The organism is Polaromonas sp. P1_F4 (assembly GCF_056405675.1).
In genome coordinates, this window is sequence record NZ_JBFUBP010000016.1 from 36,714 (window position 1) to 51,975 (window position 15,262).

The 15,262-nt window shown below is 56.9% G+C and carries 22 protein-coding genes and 1 tRNA gene; 5 read left to right on the forward strand and 18 right to left on the reverse strand.

What is annotated here, in order from left to right:
* Window positions 1-435: 435 nt before the first annotated feature.
* The 8 genes from AC1DYQ_RS22065 to AC1DYQ_RS22100 all read right to left on the reverse strand — a co-directional run bounded on the left by AC1DYQ_RS22065 (window position 436) and on the right by AC1DYQ_RS22100 (window position 5,540).
* Window positions 436-789 (reverse strand): hypothetical protein, encoded by a 354-nt coding sequence (locus tag AC1DYQ_RS22065; RefSeq protein WP_477688596.1) that lies wholly within the window; start codon window positions 787-789, stop codon window positions 436-438.
* A 778-nt stretch (window positions 790-1,567) separates the two neighbouring features.
* Window positions 1,568-1,993, reverse strand: coding sequence for a GNAT family N-acetyltransferase (locus AC1DYQ_RS22070; RefSeq protein WP_477688597.1), 426 nt, complete (start codon window positions 1,991-1,993; stop codon window positions 1,568-1,570).
* A gap of 146 nt (window positions 1,994-2,139) precedes the next feature.
* Window positions 2,140-2,559, reverse strand: coding sequence for an LIC_13387 family protein (locus AC1DYQ_RS22075; RefSeq protein WP_477688598.1), 420 nt, complete (start codon window positions 2,557-2,559; stop codon window positions 2,140-2,142).
* Between the two features lie 114 nt (window positions 2,560-2,673).
* The gene (locus tag AC1DYQ_RS22080; RefSeq protein WP_477688599.1) at window positions 2,674-3,162 is read right to left on the reverse strand and encodes a DUF695 domain-containing protein; all 489 of its coding nucleotides are present in this window, start codon (window positions 3,160-3,162) and stop codon (window positions 2,674-2,676) included.
* Between the two features lie 92 nt (window positions 3,163-3,254).
* The gene (locus AC1DYQ_RS22085) at window positions 3,255-3,623 is read right to left on the reverse strand and encodes a hypothetical protein (RefSeq protein ID WP_477688600.1); all 369 of its coding nucleotides are present in this window, start codon (window positions 3,621-3,623) and stop codon (window positions 3,255-3,257) included.
* A gap of 84 nt (window positions 3,624-3,707) precedes the next feature.
* Window positions 3,708-4,343, reverse strand: coding sequence for a hypothetical protein (locus AC1DYQ_RS22090; RefSeq protein ID WP_477688601.1), 636 nt, complete (start codon window positions 4,341-4,343; stop codon window positions 3,708-3,710).
* Window positions 4,344-4,378: 35 nt separating this feature from the next.
* The gene (locus AC1DYQ_RS22095) at window positions 4,379-4,939 is read right to left on the reverse strand and encodes a hypothetical protein (RefSeq protein WP_477688602.1); all 561 of its coding nucleotides are present in this window, start codon (window positions 4,937-4,939) and stop codon (window positions 4,379-4,381) included.
* 139 nt (window positions 4,940-5,078) lie between these two features.
* Window positions 5,079-5,540 (reverse strand): hypothetical protein, encoded by a 462-nt coding sequence (locus AC1DYQ_RS22100; RefSeq protein WP_477688603.1) that lies wholly within the window; start codon window positions 5,538-5,540, stop codon window positions 5,079-5,081.
* 575 nt (window positions 5,541-6,115) lie between these two features.
* Between AC1DYQ_RS22100 and AC1DYQ_RS22105 the strand changes: the two genes are divergently transcribed.
* Window positions 6,116-6,340 (forward strand): hypothetical protein, encoded by a 225-nt coding sequence (locus AC1DYQ_RS22105; protein ID WP_477688604.1) that lies wholly within the window; start codon window positions 6,116-6,118, stop codon window positions 6,338-6,340.
* A gap of 167 nt (window positions 6,341-6,507) precedes the next feature.
* Window positions 6,508-6,684 (forward strand): hypothetical protein, encoded by a 177-nt coding sequence (locus tag AC1DYQ_RS22110; protein WP_477688605.1) that lies wholly within the window; start codon window positions 6,508-6,510, stop codon window positions 6,682-6,684.
* Window positions 6,685-6,705: 21 nt separating this feature from the next.
* On the opposite strand, the gene AC1DYQ_RS22115 is transcribed toward AC1DYQ_RS22110, so the two are convergent.
* Both AC1DYQ_RS22115 and AC1DYQ_RS22120 read right to left on the reverse strand, forming a co-directional pair.
* Window positions 6,706-7,728 (reverse strand): hypothetical protein, encoded by a 1,023-nt coding sequence (locus AC1DYQ_RS22115; protein ID WP_477688606.1) that lies wholly within the window; start codon window positions 7,726-7,728, stop codon window positions 6,706-6,708.
* An 82-nt stretch (window positions 7,729-7,810) separates the two neighbouring features.
* The gene (locus tag AC1DYQ_RS22120) at window positions 7,811-8,023 is read right to left on the reverse strand and encodes a hypothetical protein (protein WP_477688607.1); all 213 of its coding nucleotides are present in this window, start codon (window positions 8,021-8,023) and stop codon (window positions 7,811-7,813) included.
* 131 nt (window positions 8,024-8,154) lie between these two features.
* Between AC1DYQ_RS22120 and AC1DYQ_RS22125 the strand changes: the two genes are divergently transcribed.
* A complete protein-coding gene (locus AC1DYQ_RS22125) occupies window positions 8,155-8,325 on the forward strand; it encodes a hypothetical protein (RefSeq protein WP_477688608.1) in 171 nt (56 codons plus the stop codon).
* A gap of 151 nt (window positions 8,326-8,476) precedes the next feature.
* Window positions 8,477-8,749 carry a hypothetical protein gene (locus AC1DYQ_RS22130; protein ID WP_477688609.1) on the forward strand — a complete coding sequence of 91 codons (273 nt, stop codon included), beginning with the start codon at window positions 8,477-8,479 and terminating at the stop codon, window positions 8,747-8,749.
* A 153-nt stretch (window positions 8,750-8,902) separates the two neighbouring features.
* Here the strand turns inward: AC1DYQ_RS22130 and AC1DYQ_RS22135 are convergent.
* A tRNA-Ser gene (locus AC1DYQ_RS22135) sits at window positions 8,903-8,992 on the reverse strand.
* 351 nt (window positions 8,993-9,343) lie between these two features.
* Here AC1DYQ_RS22135 and AC1DYQ_RS22140 point away from each other — a divergent pair.
* Window positions 9,344-9,652 carry a hypothetical protein gene (locus AC1DYQ_RS22140; protein WP_477688610.1) on the forward strand — a complete coding sequence of 103 codons (309 nt, stop codon included), beginning with the start codon at window positions 9,344-9,346 and terminating at the stop codon, window positions 9,650-9,652.
* A gap of 234 nt (window positions 9,653-9,886) precedes the next feature.
* Here AC1DYQ_RS22140 and ureG read toward each other — a convergent pair whose 3' ends face one another.
* The 7 genes from ureG to AC1DYQ_RS22175 all read right to left on the reverse strand — a co-directional run bounded on the left by ureG (window position 9,887) and on the right by AC1DYQ_RS22175 (window position 15,250).
* A complete protein-coding gene (gene ureG / locus AC1DYQ_RS22145; RefSeq protein ID WP_477688611.1) occupies window positions 9,887-10,555 on the reverse strand; it encodes an urease accessory protein UreG in 669 nt (222 codons plus the stop codon).
* Between the two features lie 41 nt (window positions 10,556-10,596).
* Window positions 10,597-11,298: an urease accessory protein UreF gene (locus tag AC1DYQ_RS22150; RefSeq protein ID WP_477688612.1), complete on the reverse strand. Its 702-nt coding sequence runs from the start codon at window positions 11,296-11,298 to the stop codon at window positions 10,597-10,599.
* Between the two features lie 13 nt (window positions 11,299-11,311).
* Window positions 11,312-11,941 carry an urease accessory protein UreE gene (ureE, locus tag AC1DYQ_RS22155; protein ID WP_477688613.1) on the reverse strand — a complete coding sequence of 210 codons (630 nt, stop codon included), beginning with the start codon at window positions 11,939-11,941 and terminating at the stop codon, window positions 11,312-11,314.
* An 82-nt stretch (window positions 11,942-12,023) separates the two neighbouring features.
* Entirely contained in the window at window positions 12,024-12,545 is a 522-nt protein-coding gene (locus AC1DYQ_RS22160) for a hypothetical protein (protein ID WP_477688614.1), read from the reverse strand.
* A 55-nt stretch (window positions 12,546-12,600) separates the two neighbouring features.
* Window positions 12,601-14,319 carry an urease subunit alpha gene (gene ureC / locus AC1DYQ_RS22165; protein WP_477688615.1) on the reverse strand — a complete coding sequence of 573 codons (1,719 nt, stop codon included), beginning with the start codon at window positions 14,317-14,319 and terminating at the stop codon, window positions 12,601-12,603.
* Window positions 14,319-14,624: an urease subunit beta gene (locus tag AC1DYQ_RS22170; RefSeq protein WP_477688616.1), complete on the reverse strand. Its 306-nt coding sequence runs from the start codon at window positions 14,622-14,624 to the stop codon at window positions 14,319-14,321. Before AC1DYQ_RS22170 ends, ureC begins: the two co-directional genes overlap by 1 nt.
* A gap of 8 nt (window positions 14,625-14,632) precedes the next feature.
* On the reverse strand, window positions 14,633-15,250 hold the full coding sequence (locus AC1DYQ_RS22175) for a HupE/UreJ family protein (protein WP_477688617.1): 618 nt from the start codon (window positions 15,248-15,250) through the stop codon (window positions 14,633-14,635).
* Between the last annotated feature and the right edge of the window lie 12 nt (window positions 15,251-15,262).

Consider the following 15,262-nt stretch of genomic DNA (forward strand, 5'->3'; position numbering starts at 1 on the left):
CACGCACGCGGTCACGCTTGCGGAGATCAACGCGAATAGGATGGTGGCCTTCACGACGTATAACGTAATGTATACCGCAAAGTCTGCGGTATAACATCGCGCCTGCGGTATAACCTGGCCGCCGAAAAGCCAGCCAAGTGCTTGTTATTCAAAGACTTATTGTCCATTTTGAGTTTCGCTCAGGTCGATAAAAATGGGATCAAACCCCGCAAAACGATTCTAGGCGGACAGTGTGGTGATCGCCTCCTCAATATGGACGAGCGCAGCTTAAACAGCCGATTCCGTTGTGTTTGACCATCGCTACCCATAACCCGGCCCGGCTGCACCCTTGGGTGGCAGTCGTTCCGCTTGGTGTCACGTCGGCCGCGGGCCAGGCCTAACGTTTGAGATGAGAGGCGTGACCCGGCTCCGGGGCACGTCCTCTCGATTGAAGGGTTAGGGCGCTGGTGATGCTGCACCATTAGGCGAGTATTGTTGTACCCAGCTAACAGATGCAAGCACTGCTTCTTCCTTCAATTTTGCAAAGTTGAACTTCGCATACTCGTTGTGAGAGACGAATTCATACGGCTGTTCAAGCGCTTCGTCGTAGCTCCAGTACAGACCAAGAAGTTGTTCAATGCCGTACGCATCACCGACATGCTCTCTTGCAGGCGTTTCAAAATCGTAGTTCGAGGACCGTATTCCAGCCATTAGCTGCTTCAAACCCTCAATAGGGTCGAGCACGCGCTCAGCTATTGGTGAGATATGGGCTAGCAGGAATTCCCAGGGAGCTACTTTGGATGGTTCCATGACGCTTTGCTCTCTAGAAAGCAGATCGAACTTTGCAAGACGGGAACTCGCTGTAGCGAGTCGGGTGCAACGAAGGGTTAGGCGTCATCCGGCACCCACTGTTGAACGCTGGACGAGGACCGTAGGCGGAAGCTTACGACGGAGGAGGTACCCGCCGATACGACCATCCGGTGTGAGCGCTGAATAGCTTGCCTTAATGTATGGGCGTGCCCCGTCGACAGGATAGAACTCAGTGTTGAGGTGGGCGACTTCATCCGCTGTAAGCGCTCGAGCGGAGCCATCGTCTTCGACCATCACGAATCTGAGGGCGAACGTGTCATTGGCTTTGGCAGCACGCTCACGAGCTTGAACCATTCGGCCAGCGATGAGCGCACAGGCCACGACCAGGAGCGCGATGACAGCGACAGCGGCCCACATTTCGCCTATGACGCCTAACGTTGAAGGCAACCGGCGCACAAGAACCGGATGCGAGTAGCGCTCAGATTTACATGTGCGTCCGAGTTGACTGAATTGTTAGGCCGCTGCATTTGCAGTACTCCCGCTTGAATTACTTAGACCCATAAAACGCATTAGCCTTTTACCAACAAGGCGATACCGATACAAGTCACAACAACAAGGAATAGGAACGCCTGTATAGCTCGTCCGATCCCCAAAAAACCTAGCAAACGATTCAACCAATTTTTCAAACCGATCTCCCTCTACAAGCCGTATCGCCTAACGTGCGTGTAACCGGCGACTTGCGAGAGGACGCCGCAAGGCGTCCGTGTTGACTGGCTGGTTAGGTTTCACTTCCCCCATCGGCACGTGCGCGCAACCACTTCTCCAACATGATGCCATCCTCGGACTGCCTGTACATGGCCAATTCGATAAGCCTTTCATGATACGCGTGCTCCAGGTAGAGAGATCGAGCCGCGTCGTTGTTTCTCCGACACTCAACCAGGATTCTCTCCACCCCCGAAAGTCGCGCGACGGATTCCAACCAAGTGATGATCGCGCTGGCCAAGCCTTTGCGCCGATATTGAGGTCGAACCGCGAGCAACTCCAGGTGGGCATGACGCTCACCGTAGCGCATGATGCCAAATGCGAGGACGTTGTCATCTGCGACGACCACGGCTACGTTTACGTCCCTGTCGCGCAGAGACTGAGATATGCGGCTTCGCGTCCAATTCCAGCCCAGACCATGCTCGACGTAATCGCGCGACATTTCCGCAATCTGTGTTGAGTGAGATTCTGCTGCCAGGCGGACAGCTACATCAGCGAGCACGTGAGACCTAACGTTTGACTTAAGCGGCGTGCCGAAGGCACGTACGCTTGAAGGAAAGGTTAGGCACCAGCGGGTCCACCGAAATGTTAGGCCCAGTGCGCGAGCAGGCCGGCTACGTAAAGGACGGTGGACAAGACGATTCCTCGCAACGGCGTGCTGAACCAGTAGCGCCAGCCAAGAAAGGCGCAACCGCCGAGCAGCGCCAGCCCGACAGCCAAGAGGAACCACGATGAAAAGAAAACAGCAGGCTGCGCAAGCGCGAGATAGCCGTAGACGAGGCCGAACAGTATTGCCCCAAAGCTGTGGCTCGCGTTGAAGCCGACCCAAGCGTCCCACATCGACATTTTTTGCGAGATGACAGGCGAAACCTCCTGCATCCGAGCCATGAGCGCCAGGTCGCGAGGATGAAACTTGTTCCCACGGAAAGTGAAGAGAAGATGGGCACAACCGAGACCAAGGATCACGAAGGCGCCGGCAGCAACAAGTATGGAGGGAAGGCTTGGCAAGCGGTGTTCCTTCTGTTGGGGCTTAACGTAAAGATGACCGGACCACCAACACTTGCGGCGAAGCCGCCTCTTGCTGTTGTGGGTCCGAGTCGATTGACATGTTAAGCCGCAGCGTCACTTCCGTCTAACTCCTCGCTTGAAGCGCTCGTACTCCGTCCACGCCGGATCATGCCGCGAAGACACCTCAATCGGGAAGCGACTTATCGGAACAAGCGCACTCGAAACGGTCGCACGGAAGTCGACATCCGATTTTGCGTAGTACGTCCACAAACGCACGTTCTCGCCCGTCGAGATCAGTACTAGCATGCCACGACCGCCATTCTCACTCGCCTGCCGAAGTCGATCCTCTACCTCGTACATGGCATCAATGACATCACCAACAGGCATGCCACTCTCAGACGAGTACCGCCAGCTTAGAACGACAACGTAGGGAAACTCAGTACGTTCCAATGGATGTCTAAATTCATCAACATACCGGAAAATAACGCGACGCCCATCGGTCGGACGTTCCGCGATAGCTGTCGCCCAGACGTCTTCTGCGGCTTCGGTCCGGCCAAGGCCGAATGCGACAGCAATGATTAGCGGAGCGATGAAGCGTTTCACTGCGGTTTAACGTTCAAAGTAAGTGGCGCCGCTAGGTGTCCACTTGACTGCGATGTTAGACAGGCAGCCGAGAAACGGATCGATGTAGAAACTCATAAAACAAACAATGCTATGCCGATAAAAACAGCGGCTACGACAATCATTAAAGCCATCAGCGACCAGCGTGGACTGGGATGACTCAAGATAGCTGAGTCCACAAAAGAAATAACCTCTCTTCTAATTTCGCCGCGGCTGAACCAGACAGCAAATCCGACAGCCAGGAGAAGCCCACCAAAAAATAGCATGTGAGCTACGTAAGCGTAGAAGAATAACGGCGACTGGTCCTGGTGAATGAGCGTAATTTGGTACCTGCTAACGTAGAAAAACCCCCGCATGAGTGCGCCACCCCCCATGAACAAGAACCCGGAACCGAGAAGCAACAAGATAGCCGAGGCAATAGCGATCTTTATAGTGTTTTGCATCGTAAACTGGGGCGGTCTAACGTAAAGTTGAGCGGACGCCGCAGGCGGTTCGCTCGAACGACAGGTTAAGTCTCACGCCCATGGTTAGTCCCTTTTAGCGTACTTGAACGGGAGCATCAGGACAACTTCGTCGGCCAAGGCTGCCATTTCAGGTGGGAACGTCTCAAACGAACCCTTGGTAAGACTTGCGATCATGGTTGGCACATATCGCTCGATGTAGGGGGCATGAGACGGGACCATCTTGATCCATTTCATCCAACCGTCTGCGCGAATTCTTATCTCCGCGATGGCGCAGCCATACACACGCTCGCCGTTGTCAGTAGGCCAGTTTTCAGTTCCATACTGCTCTATGCGGTGAGTCAGGCGTGACAGGTACGACTTGAATGGCTCCTCCGTCGTGGTAGGGGTGAGGTAATGCACCCTCAAGTCAAGCTCTCGCAGATTTTCTTCGACTCTTGCCAACGTTCGTCGCATGTGCTGGAGCCGCGCCTCTCTTTCGGCGTTTCGCGGCCGGGTTGCCTCCAACTTAGCCATTTCTGCGCGGTAGTTAGAGAGACGCTGATCGACCTCCGCGCGTAGGCTTGCCTTGCGTGCGGCCAACTCTGCTAATTCGACTGAGGTCGGAGCATCAATAGGCTCGCGCGAGCACGGCTCCGCCATGGTGGAAAGACTGACGCATGCCAGGATGACTGCGCGCGCGACCAACAGGGTGACGCGCAAGGGTCGAGATGCGCGGGGTGATGTCTCCATGAGGTTTAACGTAAAAATGACCGGACGACCAACACAAGCGGCGAAGCCGCCTCCTGCTGTTTTGGGTCCGTGTCGATTGACTTGTTAGCCATCACGTCAGTTGCTTGCGCTGATTTAGGCGGAGGCAGTAGACAAGAATTCCGAATATGAGCAAGGTCTATGTAACCCGGGAACGAGACGTTCTGCGTCAAAACCTTGTATAGGCCCAAGAGTAGGTAGAGCGCAAACCAGAGGATGGCGGCTTTCTGCATGAACAAGAGAAAGATGCCGGCAATAAACAGAATCAGGGGGTAGATAAACCCTGAAGCGAAGGGAATTGGTGCGAGCGCACCGGTGCGCATCAACTCCACAAATGTGGACCACTTCTCGATTATGAAGAGGGTGATGGCCACCCATTGCAGCGTGCAGTACGCGCAGATGATGTAGATCGGAATTGGTCGCTGCGCGAACCAAGCGCGTTGCGACCTCTTCGGCTCTTCTCCCGCGTGGACGGGCGTACTCGCCGGTGCTTGGACTGTTGCCCAAGCAGGCTGAAGCGTTGGTTCGACTCGCTCTTCTTCGGTCACTTGTGATTTCCCTCGGTGTTTAGTGAAGGCTAACGCTGGCGGCAACCGGCACGCGCCGGGAGGCGAAGCCGACCAGAGCGTGTCCGGTTGACCAACTGGCTAGACGGCGTGCAAGCCCACGGTGTGTTGCTCTGATAGTTCATTTTGCCAAGCTGCCGTAAAGCGAAATGCATAGCTCTTCCGTATATAGCAGAAACCCATCATCGCGATCGCCTTCTCTGCTCCATGTGATGATTGCATTCGACTTGGTGTAAAGCTTGCGCATGGACTTATATTCCGCTTCCTGTATGTCTTTCTCATCGGAGGGCTTCATAGACTTGAGCCCTGTTTCAAGGAAATCCAAGAACGATTGCGCCTTTGCGGATGCAACCCTGACCTTCAATGCCTCGACAACTTCTTTTGGTGTCGTCTTTGCTGATAGTTCGGGATGGATGGCGTAAAGGTCCGAAAAAGGCACGCAACCAAGCGACATGTTCACGGGGCGCCAGCGAGGTTGACCGGCTTCGGAAATGCCACCTATCAAGAATGCGGATACAACGCAAAAGTGGCGTACTGCATGAGTACGCAGGAACAATGGCGGCCGACAATCAGAGGCAGTCATGATCGCCGCCTAACGTAATGTATACCGCAAGGTCTGCGATATAACATCGCGCCTGCGGTATAACCTGGTCGCTGAAAACCCAGTCAAGTGCTTGTTATTCAAAGACTTATTGCCCATCTTTAGTTTTACTCAGGTCGATAAAAAAGGGAGCAAACCCCGCAAGCCGATTCTAGGCGGACGGTGTGGCAACCGCCTCCTCAATATGGACGAGCACAGGCCAAACAGCCAATCCTGTTGTGTTTGACCATCGTGACTCATAACCCGGCCCGACTGCCCCCTTGCCTTGGGTGCCAGTCGCTGCGCTTGGTGTCACGTCGGCTGCGGGCGCCAGGCCTGCCCCCGTGAAAAAACCGCGCTGCCCCGGTCGCCGCTGAATCCCCCCACAAGACCCCGTCCCGGAGTGAGGGGCACTTGTGGGGGGATTTTTCATACAGCGGCAACCGGGTCATCCCGGTTTTTTCTTGTTGATCGACCAGCACCCCCCTCCGCCCCCTACTCGGGGGAACGAGGAAGCCCGAGCGAGAGGATGTTTTTTCAACTCCCCTCGTTCATCAACTTCCTCCTGGAGAATTCCCATGACTGCTGTGATTTCCGATCTTGGCCTTGTTATGAGCACGGGCACACGCATTAAGGACATGATTGAGAAAAAAACCGATGACATCCTTGGCCTTCAATCATTTTGGACTGCTGCCCTTGTTCGTTATGCAAGATGTTTCGATATAGGGAGGCGCCACTTCGATTTAAATGAAGGAATTTTTGACGGGCTTAACGGTGACCCCGTGACTGTTCACCGCCTTTAAATAAACCTTAGAAACAAACATTTCGCTCATTCTGTGAATAGCTTCGAGGTTCACTTTGCCGGCGCATTTCTTCAACCTCCAGAGCTAGGTCCAAAAAAGATTCTCGCAGTCCAGACGTTTGTAGGCTCGCTTGTCGCACCTACCTATGACGATGCCATCAGTTGGGCATGATCGCAGCCGTCGTACAGAAGAGACTCGGCGAGTTGGCAAAAGAGAAAGAAGTCAAGGTTTTTGAAATCTTGAACCAAATGGATATTGACGACATCTACAAAAAAGAGCCTTTGATATACACACCCCCGGAGATTGATGCGCAAAAAGCGCGACCAATAGACGGCTCTCAGTAAATAGGAATAGGCATCTAGTGGCTACTTGGCTGGTAATTGAGGCAACAAAGCAGCGTACTGTTTGCATTTTTGAAAGTAATCGTCAGGMCATGCGTCTTTCATGGGCTGGCCCTTGAAACTGCGAGTAATGGCTATGAACGTATCCATATCGCCGACCTGGCAGGCGAATTTCGCATACGCATTTCTATTCCAATCAGAGGGGTATTTTTTGATCACGTCTTCAAAGCCGGTTTTCATCTGTGACCAAACTACGCTCCGATGCGGCTCTGCAAAGAACTCTGCTTCTCCCGCACGGCTCGATACGGCCCAATAAATACGAGCGTACATTCCCTGGCCTTCTGTTGAAGCAGTTCGCTTCACGACATCAGCAGCAAAATTCCGAATTTCACCTACGCTGCCTCCCCACATCGGAATAAGGCGCTCTGCCGCTTGAAAATACGTCTGGTAATAAAGAGGCTCCTTCGATAAGGCTTCTTCGTACAAAGACCAGTATTGCTCTTTTTTCCACCCTTGCGCCAATGCAATCTTCAGCATCACGACATACCATTGTGGGTCGTCACTGCTGATTTTTTTGTTCGCCTCGAGCGTATTGCTGGCAATCGCCATTTGCTTTGCAAAGTCTTCCCAACCTTTAGGAGTGACAGTGTTTGCAAAGCCATGCCCGCGAAGAGCCCAAGCATGCCATTCCTGTGCGTTAGCCAGGGCAATGGGTGCTGTGGCGGATTGAGGATAAGCTGCGACCCAGCGATTCAATTTGCTTTCAATGTTGGCCCATTGCACCTCGCTATTTTTTTCATTTTTCTCAAGAATTTCGGCATTTAGGTTGGCATAGAAAACAGTGAGATACCAAAGCCCGCTGGGTGTTCGACTTTTTTCTGTGCGTAGTTTGGTGGCCAACCTATCAAGCGTAGGAAAATCACTTGCCTTATAAGCCTTGGCAACGATTTCTTTTAATTCGTAGGGTCCGTAACTTTCCGCGTTGACGCACGTGGTCGCGACCATTGCCAAAAGAACTAGCCCAAGAATTCGCGCCCACTCTCTCATAAATTCCTCCCGTTTTGTTCAGAGGAAGTTTAAGGCTATCGGTTTCGCATGCGAAACGAAAAATGGCCTCGAGCGGTTATTTCTACAGCACTGGCGCCTGGTTCGCCGTCGCAGCCTTCTGCAATGCCATCGTGATCTGCGGGCTGTCGCACGTCAGCGCTCTAACTTTTTCTTTCCATTGCACTGACGCGGCGCAATCCATGAGAGCTTTCCACTTATACCCAACCTCCTCCAGCTCCAGACTGGTCAACGCCGTCACCGGCATCCTGTTCTGACTCACCGTGATCACATACACGGTTCTGCCTGCATCGTCATCCGTCCAACCACATGCGGACCCTTGAGCCTTTAAGGCTCCGGGCAGAGGGCCGCCTCGCAAGCGAAACAAGGAGAGGTCCTGAGGGGGCTTTTTATTGCTACGATGCCGCGATGACAAAGCTATACCTGCTCATCATCGCGCTCGTGCTCTGCATTTGGCAAATGTACTGGCCGATCTCCGCCTGGCGCAAAGACGGCTTCATCGCGGCACTCAAGCTATTCGCTTTTGGCGCCCTGACCGTCGGCATAGCCGTGATGAGCGAACTGATCGAGCAGTTTTAATGGCCGCTCTGGCCTGGGGGATTAGATGAATATCAGTAATCTTTTTAACATTAGGTGGATTAGCTGGGGACTCTGTCTCGTTATGTTTCGCATGTACCGAGAAGATTCATATCCCCTGTCACTGTATTTGGCCTTGAGCTTGCCAGTTCTCTTGACCGCAGCCCATCTTGTATTTTCAGTATTCGAATCGACAAAAGACGAATTTGTGAAAACGTCGATTGAATTCTTGTGGATGATGGGCTTCGCTACTTTACTTGGTGCGGCAGCAATTTATTCCGACGCAGATTTTGTGAACAGAGGCGTGCGTTATGACGCCAATGGTTTTTGGCCACTTGTTCAAGCTAGCGTGCTGCAGGGGGCGGTAACGTTGGTCTGCTTGGTGATTCGCAGGTTTCTTCCGCCGTACCAAGCTACGCGCAGTTAAATTCACCTCAATGGAATGACTATCTGCCCCACGCTTGCTGGAAACCTTGCTATCAAATTAGGAGAAAATCCAGAACACTGGATTGCGGTTGCAGCACTTGAGGCTGAACCGGAGAGCACACTTTTAGACCAGCTAAAAGCCAGTGCCAACAAGTGGCGGAAGCGGTGAGATTCGAACTCACGGAGGACTTGCATCCTCGGCAGTTTTCAAGACTGCTGCATTCAACCGCTCTGCCACGCTTCCGAGCCGCATAGTTTAACCGCTAGTCGGCGGTCATCTGGCTCGTTGATGAGCCATGTCGATAAATGCGGTCTCGCAGCCCGGACAACAGGCGGGCCAGGCGTATCGGCTGCCTTCCAGGCATTGATTTACTCGCAAAGCGGGGCACTGCCAAAAATAGCGGGCTGAATTCCACCTCTTTTGGTTCGTCATTGGTCACTTTGTGACTGTCAAGCAAATAGAGCCAAAAAAACGGACTTATTTCCTGGAACTATTTCCTCTCCGCTTCCTAAACGTTTTTTGGAACGGTGACTAAAGGCGCTGGCGCAGCCATGATTGAAACATTCAGTTACAGCACTTTTAGAGGACACAAATATGACTGCTCCAGCATTCACCCCCGAGGCGGCAGAGAAGGTTACTACGGCATTTGTGCATGCCACCGGCGCCCGCTGGTCGTTTCCGCGGGTCGAAGTCCAGGACCGCGGAACCTTCATGTTGATCAGCGTGGACTCACTTTCCCCAGAAATCCGGGAAATTGAGTTACCCATCAAGAAATCCATTGCACATGCCCTGAACCAGGTCATTCCGGCGCACCCTACGCAACGGTTTGGTAACTGGATGGTTGTTTTCTTCCGGGACGGCAGGATGTTCGAAACTGTTCACCCCAGCGAGTTTGAGGTGTAAGGACGTCGGGGTGGCCTGCTATGTGCCTGCTATATATATGAGTCAGCAGCCCGTCGTGGCCAAGGCCTGTCGCCGAAACGCTGTCCGCAGGCGGCATTCACGACCTTGTCCTACACACCGCCAGCCAACCGCTGGCTAAACTTTCCTTGCGGCCCGTCCTGGGTCGCACCTCCCTCCACTGGCGTAGCCAGTTTTACTGCCCGGTCTTCCGGGCTTTTTTTTGCCTGCTCGCCGCTACGCGGCTTCGGGCTGGGCCAGCAGCATCCCTTTTGTCTCGATAAACGCAATGACTTCCGCAAGGCCGGCATTGGTCTTGAGATTGGTCATGACAAAGGGCTTCAGGCCTTTGGCCGTGGTGCGCATGCGGATGGTGTCCGCCTCCATCACGCCCAGGTCGGCGCCGACGTGGGGCGCCAGGTCGGTTTTGTTGATGACGAACAAATCGCTTTTGGTGATGCCCGGCCCGCCTTTGCGCGGAATCTTCTCGCCGGCAGCCACGTCGATCACGTAGATGGTGAGGTCGCTCAGCTCGGGGCTGAAAGTGGCGGCCAGGTTGTCGCCGCCGGATTCGACAAACACGATGTCGGCGTCGGGGAAGTCCACCAGCATGCGGTCTATGGCTTCGAGGTTGATTGAGGCGTCTTCGCGTATGGCGGTGTGCGGGCAGCCGCCGGTTTCCACGCCCATGATGCGTTCGGCGTCCAGCGCGCCGCTGACGGTCAGGATGCGCTGGTCTTCCTTGGTGTAAATGTCGTTGGTGATGGCGACCAGGTCGTATTTGGCCTTCATGCCTTTGCACAGCATTTCAAGCAGGGTGGTTTTGCCGGAACCGACGGGGCCCCCTATGCCGACGCGCAAGGGGGGAAGTTTTTTGGTGCGGTTGGCGATGTGATGCAGGCTCATGGATGGCTTTGTTGGGTTGCGATCAGATTTGCTATGAGGTTTCAGGAGCGGAACAGCCGCGAATACTGGGTTTCATGCTGTGACGAAAGAATGGCCAGCATGGGGGAAAAGGCCTGGCGTTCCTCATCCGGCAACTGCATGGCGGCCTCGACCGCTGCAGGTATACCGCCGGCAAGGCGCGCCAGCATGCGCTGGCCGGCGCTTTGGCCCAAAGGCACTGATTTGATGGCGGCCTGCGTCATGTTTTCCGCCCAGCCGAAGGCATAGGCCAGCAGGCAGTCGCGCACGCCCGCCTCGGTTTGTGAAACGGCCAGCGCAAAGGCAACGGGGAAGGTCGGCTGCATCTGCGCACAGGCCTCAATGTGCGCGGCGTTGGCATCGTCATGGTTGCGCAGCCAGTCCAGCAGGGATCTGCCCATTTGCTCAGCCTGGGCGCGCAGCTCGCTGGTTTCCCGGGTTTGCAGCACCCAGGCATTGAGTTGCTGCACGCGTTGCAGGTCGCCTGAGCGCCAGGCAGGAATAGCCTGGGCAATTACCGCCAGGTCACCGCGCGCCAGGCTGATCTGGAGCTGGTCGGCCAGCCAGTCGCTTGCTATCATTTCTGTAGCTGGTTGCGTCCGTTCCATGGCGGTTTCAAGCCCTTCCGAGTATGAAAATCCGCCTACAGGCAAGGCCGGGGAGGCCAGCCAGATCAGCTGGAGCAGGCTGGCGGCCGGTAGCTGCCCGGCAGGTGCGGCGGACATGTCCATCAACGGCCTAGTGCGGCTTGTGCCTGTGGATCTGGATGGCGACCGGCTTGGCTTCGTGGGTGTGGTCGTCGTGGCCATGATTGCAATCGGGGCCATGCACGTGTGGCGCGGGGGAGGGCTGGGCATGACTGTGGGTGTGGTGGTCATCAGCGTGATCATGCCCCTGCCCATGGCTGTGTCCGCCAGCGCTGTAGGCCCCGCCTTCAGGTTCGAACGCTTCCTCAACCTCGTTCACGATCAGGTGCATGGCGCGCAGCATGTCGGCCAGCACATGGTCGGGTTCGATTTTCAGGTGGTCGGGCTTGAGCTCAATCGGCACATGCCGGTTGCCCAGGTGGTAAGCGGCGCGCGTCAGGTCGAAAGGGGAACCGTGTGATGGGCATGCGGTGATGCGGAGCACCGCTTGAGGGGCGGCAATCACCTTGACCATGGAGCCGTCTTCCACCACCAGCACGTCGCCGCCACGCACCAGCGTGCCGCGCGGCAGGAACACACCAAGGTGGCGGCCGAGCGAGTCGGTCGCGTCAAATCGGCTTTTTTGGCGCACATCCCAGTCGAGCTCGACGATGGCGGCGCGTTTAAGAAGCACGGGCGCGAGGCCCTTGCCTTGCGGGAGGACTTTGGAGCACTGCAACATGGAGGGGGTCATTGTCGGCAAAGCGTTGTTGCGGGATTTATGTTGCTTTGAAGGCACCCGTGAAGCCCGTTTTTTTCGCAGCTCATTGCGCCTTCTTGAACACGACCACCAAATGAGAGGTGATTTGTGTGGAGGGCGAACTGCTTACCTCGAGGGACACCCCCTCGCTTTCCCAAATGGCGCCGCCGAACAGACCGGCGTGGCGCGATTCCAGGGTCATGGACTTGGGCGCGCCGTATTTTTTGCGGAGCTCAGCGGCAATCTTCTCGAAGTTGATCTTGGTCGATGCGTTCTGCACGTATTCGTCTTCCTGCCGGGCCAGCACGTTGACGAGCTTGTCGTCGATGAAGCGGAAGCAGGTGTTGAACTTCACGCCGGCGAGGGCCAGACTCGCTTCTCGTAGGCAGGTGCCCCAGGGCTTGCCGCTCGGTGCCGCCGCAATGGGTTTGGCGGAGGGAAAGCGCTTGGACACATCAGCCGGCGACATGCCCACTTGCGTGCCCGGCCATAGTTCCTGGGCGTGACTTGCGGCGGCGGCGCAGGCCAATGCGGTAGCGATCAAGGCAAGGCGCGCGGCGGACTCGAACGGTGTGGTGGGTTTCATGGCGGAAGGAGAGTGAGCGAGATTCCCGATTGTCGCAGCGCCTCTGCGTCGCCGGTTAGAAAAGAAAATACCGTTGCGTCATCGGCAGGCTGGTGGCTGGCTCGCAGGTCAGCAGCTGGCCATCTGCGCGCACCAGGTAGGTCTGCGCGTCGACTTCCATCCTGGGCAGATAGGCATTGTGGACCATGTGCTGCTTGCGCACGCCGCGCACATTTTTCACGGCGCTCACGGTCTTGGCCAGGCCGAAGCGTTCCTTGACGCCGGCATTCAGCCCGGCTTGTGAGACAAAGGTTAGCGAACCTTTGGCAATCGCGCCGCCGAAGCCGCCGAACATGGGGCGGTAGTGCACCGGCTGCGGCGTAGGGATGGAGGCATTCGGGTCGCCCATGGCTGCCATGGCGATAAAGCCGCCTTTGAGGATGACTGAGGGTTTGATGCCGAAGAAAGCCGGCTTCCACACCACCAGGTCTGCCCACTTGCCCAATTCGACTGAGCCGACCTCGTGCGAGATGCCATGGGCAATCGCTGGGTTGATGGTGTATTTGCTGATGTAGCGCTTGGCGCGGAAGTTGTCGTGGCGATCGCTGTCGCCGGGCAGCTTGCCGCGCTGCTGTTTCATCTTGTGTGCGGTCTGCCATGTGCGAATGATGACTTCGCCGACGCGGCCCATGGCCTGGCTGTCACTGCTCATCATGCTGATGGCGCCCAGGTCGTGCAGCACGTCTTCGGCTGCGATGGTTTCCTTGCGGATGCGGCTTTCGGCGAAGGCCAGGTCTTCCGCGATGCCGGCGTCCAGGTGGTGGCACACCATCAGCATGTCGACGTGCTCGTCGAGCGTGTTGACGGTGTAGGGCATGGTCGGGTTGGTGGAGGAGGGCAGGAAGTTCTCCTCGCCCACCACACGAAGAATGTCGGGGGCATGGCCGCCGCCCGCGCCTTCGGTGTGGAAGGCGCAGAGGCTGCGGCCCTTGGTGGCGGCAATCGTGTTCTCGACAAAACCGGATTCGTTGAGTGTGTCGCTGTGGATGGCAACCTGTGTGTCGGTTTCTTCGGCTACGTCGAGGCAGTTGCTGATGGCTGCGGGCGTGGTGCCCCAGTCTTCGTGCAGCTTCAGACCGATGACACCGGCGTTGATCTGCTCGTGCAGCGCGGCAGGCAGGCTGGCATTGCCCTTGCCCAGGAAGCCCAGGTTCATGGGGAAGGCGTCGGCCGCCTGCAGCATGCGCTCGATGTTCCAGGGGCCGGGCGTGCAGGTGGTGGCAAAGGTGCCGGTGGCCGGGCCGGTGCCGCCGCCCAGCATGGTGGTGATGCCGGCAGTCAGCGCTTCCTCGATCTGCTGAGGGCAAATGAAGTGGATGTGCGAGTCGATGCCGCCGGCCGTGACGATCATGCCTTCGCAGCTGATGATCTCGGTGCCGGGGCCGATGATCATGTCGACGCCGGGCTGGGTGTCGGGGTTGCCGGCCTTGCCGATGGCGGCGATGCGCCCGCCCTTGAGGCCGATATCGGCCTTCACGATGCCCCAGTGGTCGATGATGAGCGCATTCGTCATCACGCAGTCCATGGCGCCTTCGGCCCGGGTTTTTTGCGACTGGGCCATGCCGTCGCGTATGGTCTTGCCGCCGCCGAATTTGACTTCCTCGCCGTAGCTGCCGGCGCGCAGCGTGTAGTCGGCTTCGACTTCGATCACCAAATCCGTATCGGCCAGCCGTAGCCGGTCACCCACCGTAGGGCCGAACATTTCCGCGTAGGCGCGGCGTCCAATTGTTGCCATCAAAGTGCTCCCTGCACGAGTCCGCGAAATCCGAACACTTTTCGGTCGCCGGAAAATTCCACCAGTTCCACCGTGCGCTGCTGCCCCGGCTCAAAACGTACCGCCGTACCCGACGCGATGTTCAGGCGCATGCCGCGCGCGGCATCACGGTCAAAGCCAAGCGCGCCGTTGGTTTCGGCGAAGTGGTAATGCGAGCCGACCTGTATGGGCCGGTCTGCCGTGTTCTGCACAACGATGGTCAGCGTGCGCCGGCCTGCGTTGAGTACGTGGTCGGGTCCGTCAGTAATCAGTTCGCCGGGAATCATGGTGCGCCTCAGACCAGTTGGGCGAGCACGGTCACGCCGAAGAGGGCGACGGCGGCGCCAGCCACGCGCGGCAGCCAGACGCTGGCGCTGCGCAGCGCCCAACCCGCACCCAGGCCCGCCAGGTGCAGCAGCAGCGTCGCGGCCAGCATGCCCGACAGGGTGGCCCAGGCATTGGGCGCCCCGGCCAGTTCATAGCCGTGGGCCAGGCCGTGAAAGACGGCGAACACGCCGGCGATGAGCGCGGCCGCGACACCTGGCACATGCCAGCGCGTCACGACCAGCAGGCCGGTGACCAGCAGCGAAGCCGCAATCATGGGTTCGACGGCGGGAACCTGCAGACCCTGCAGGCTCAGCAGGGCGCCCGCCAGCAGCATGCCGGCAAAGCCCAGCGGGCCCCACAACAGCTCAGGCCCGGCGCGCCGCGCGGCGAGGGCGCTCCACAGGCCCACGGCCACCATGGCCGCAAGGTGGTCCATACCCGTCAGCGGGTGGATGAAGCCGCTGAGGAAGGCGCTGGCGTGGTCGTGCGCCGCAGCGCCGGAATGATGGTCAATATGGGCGCTAGCGCCCGCCGATAGAGCGCAAGCAGCTATCAAAAAAAGAGCGTTTTTGGTTTTGATTTGCATGGTGGCGATCTC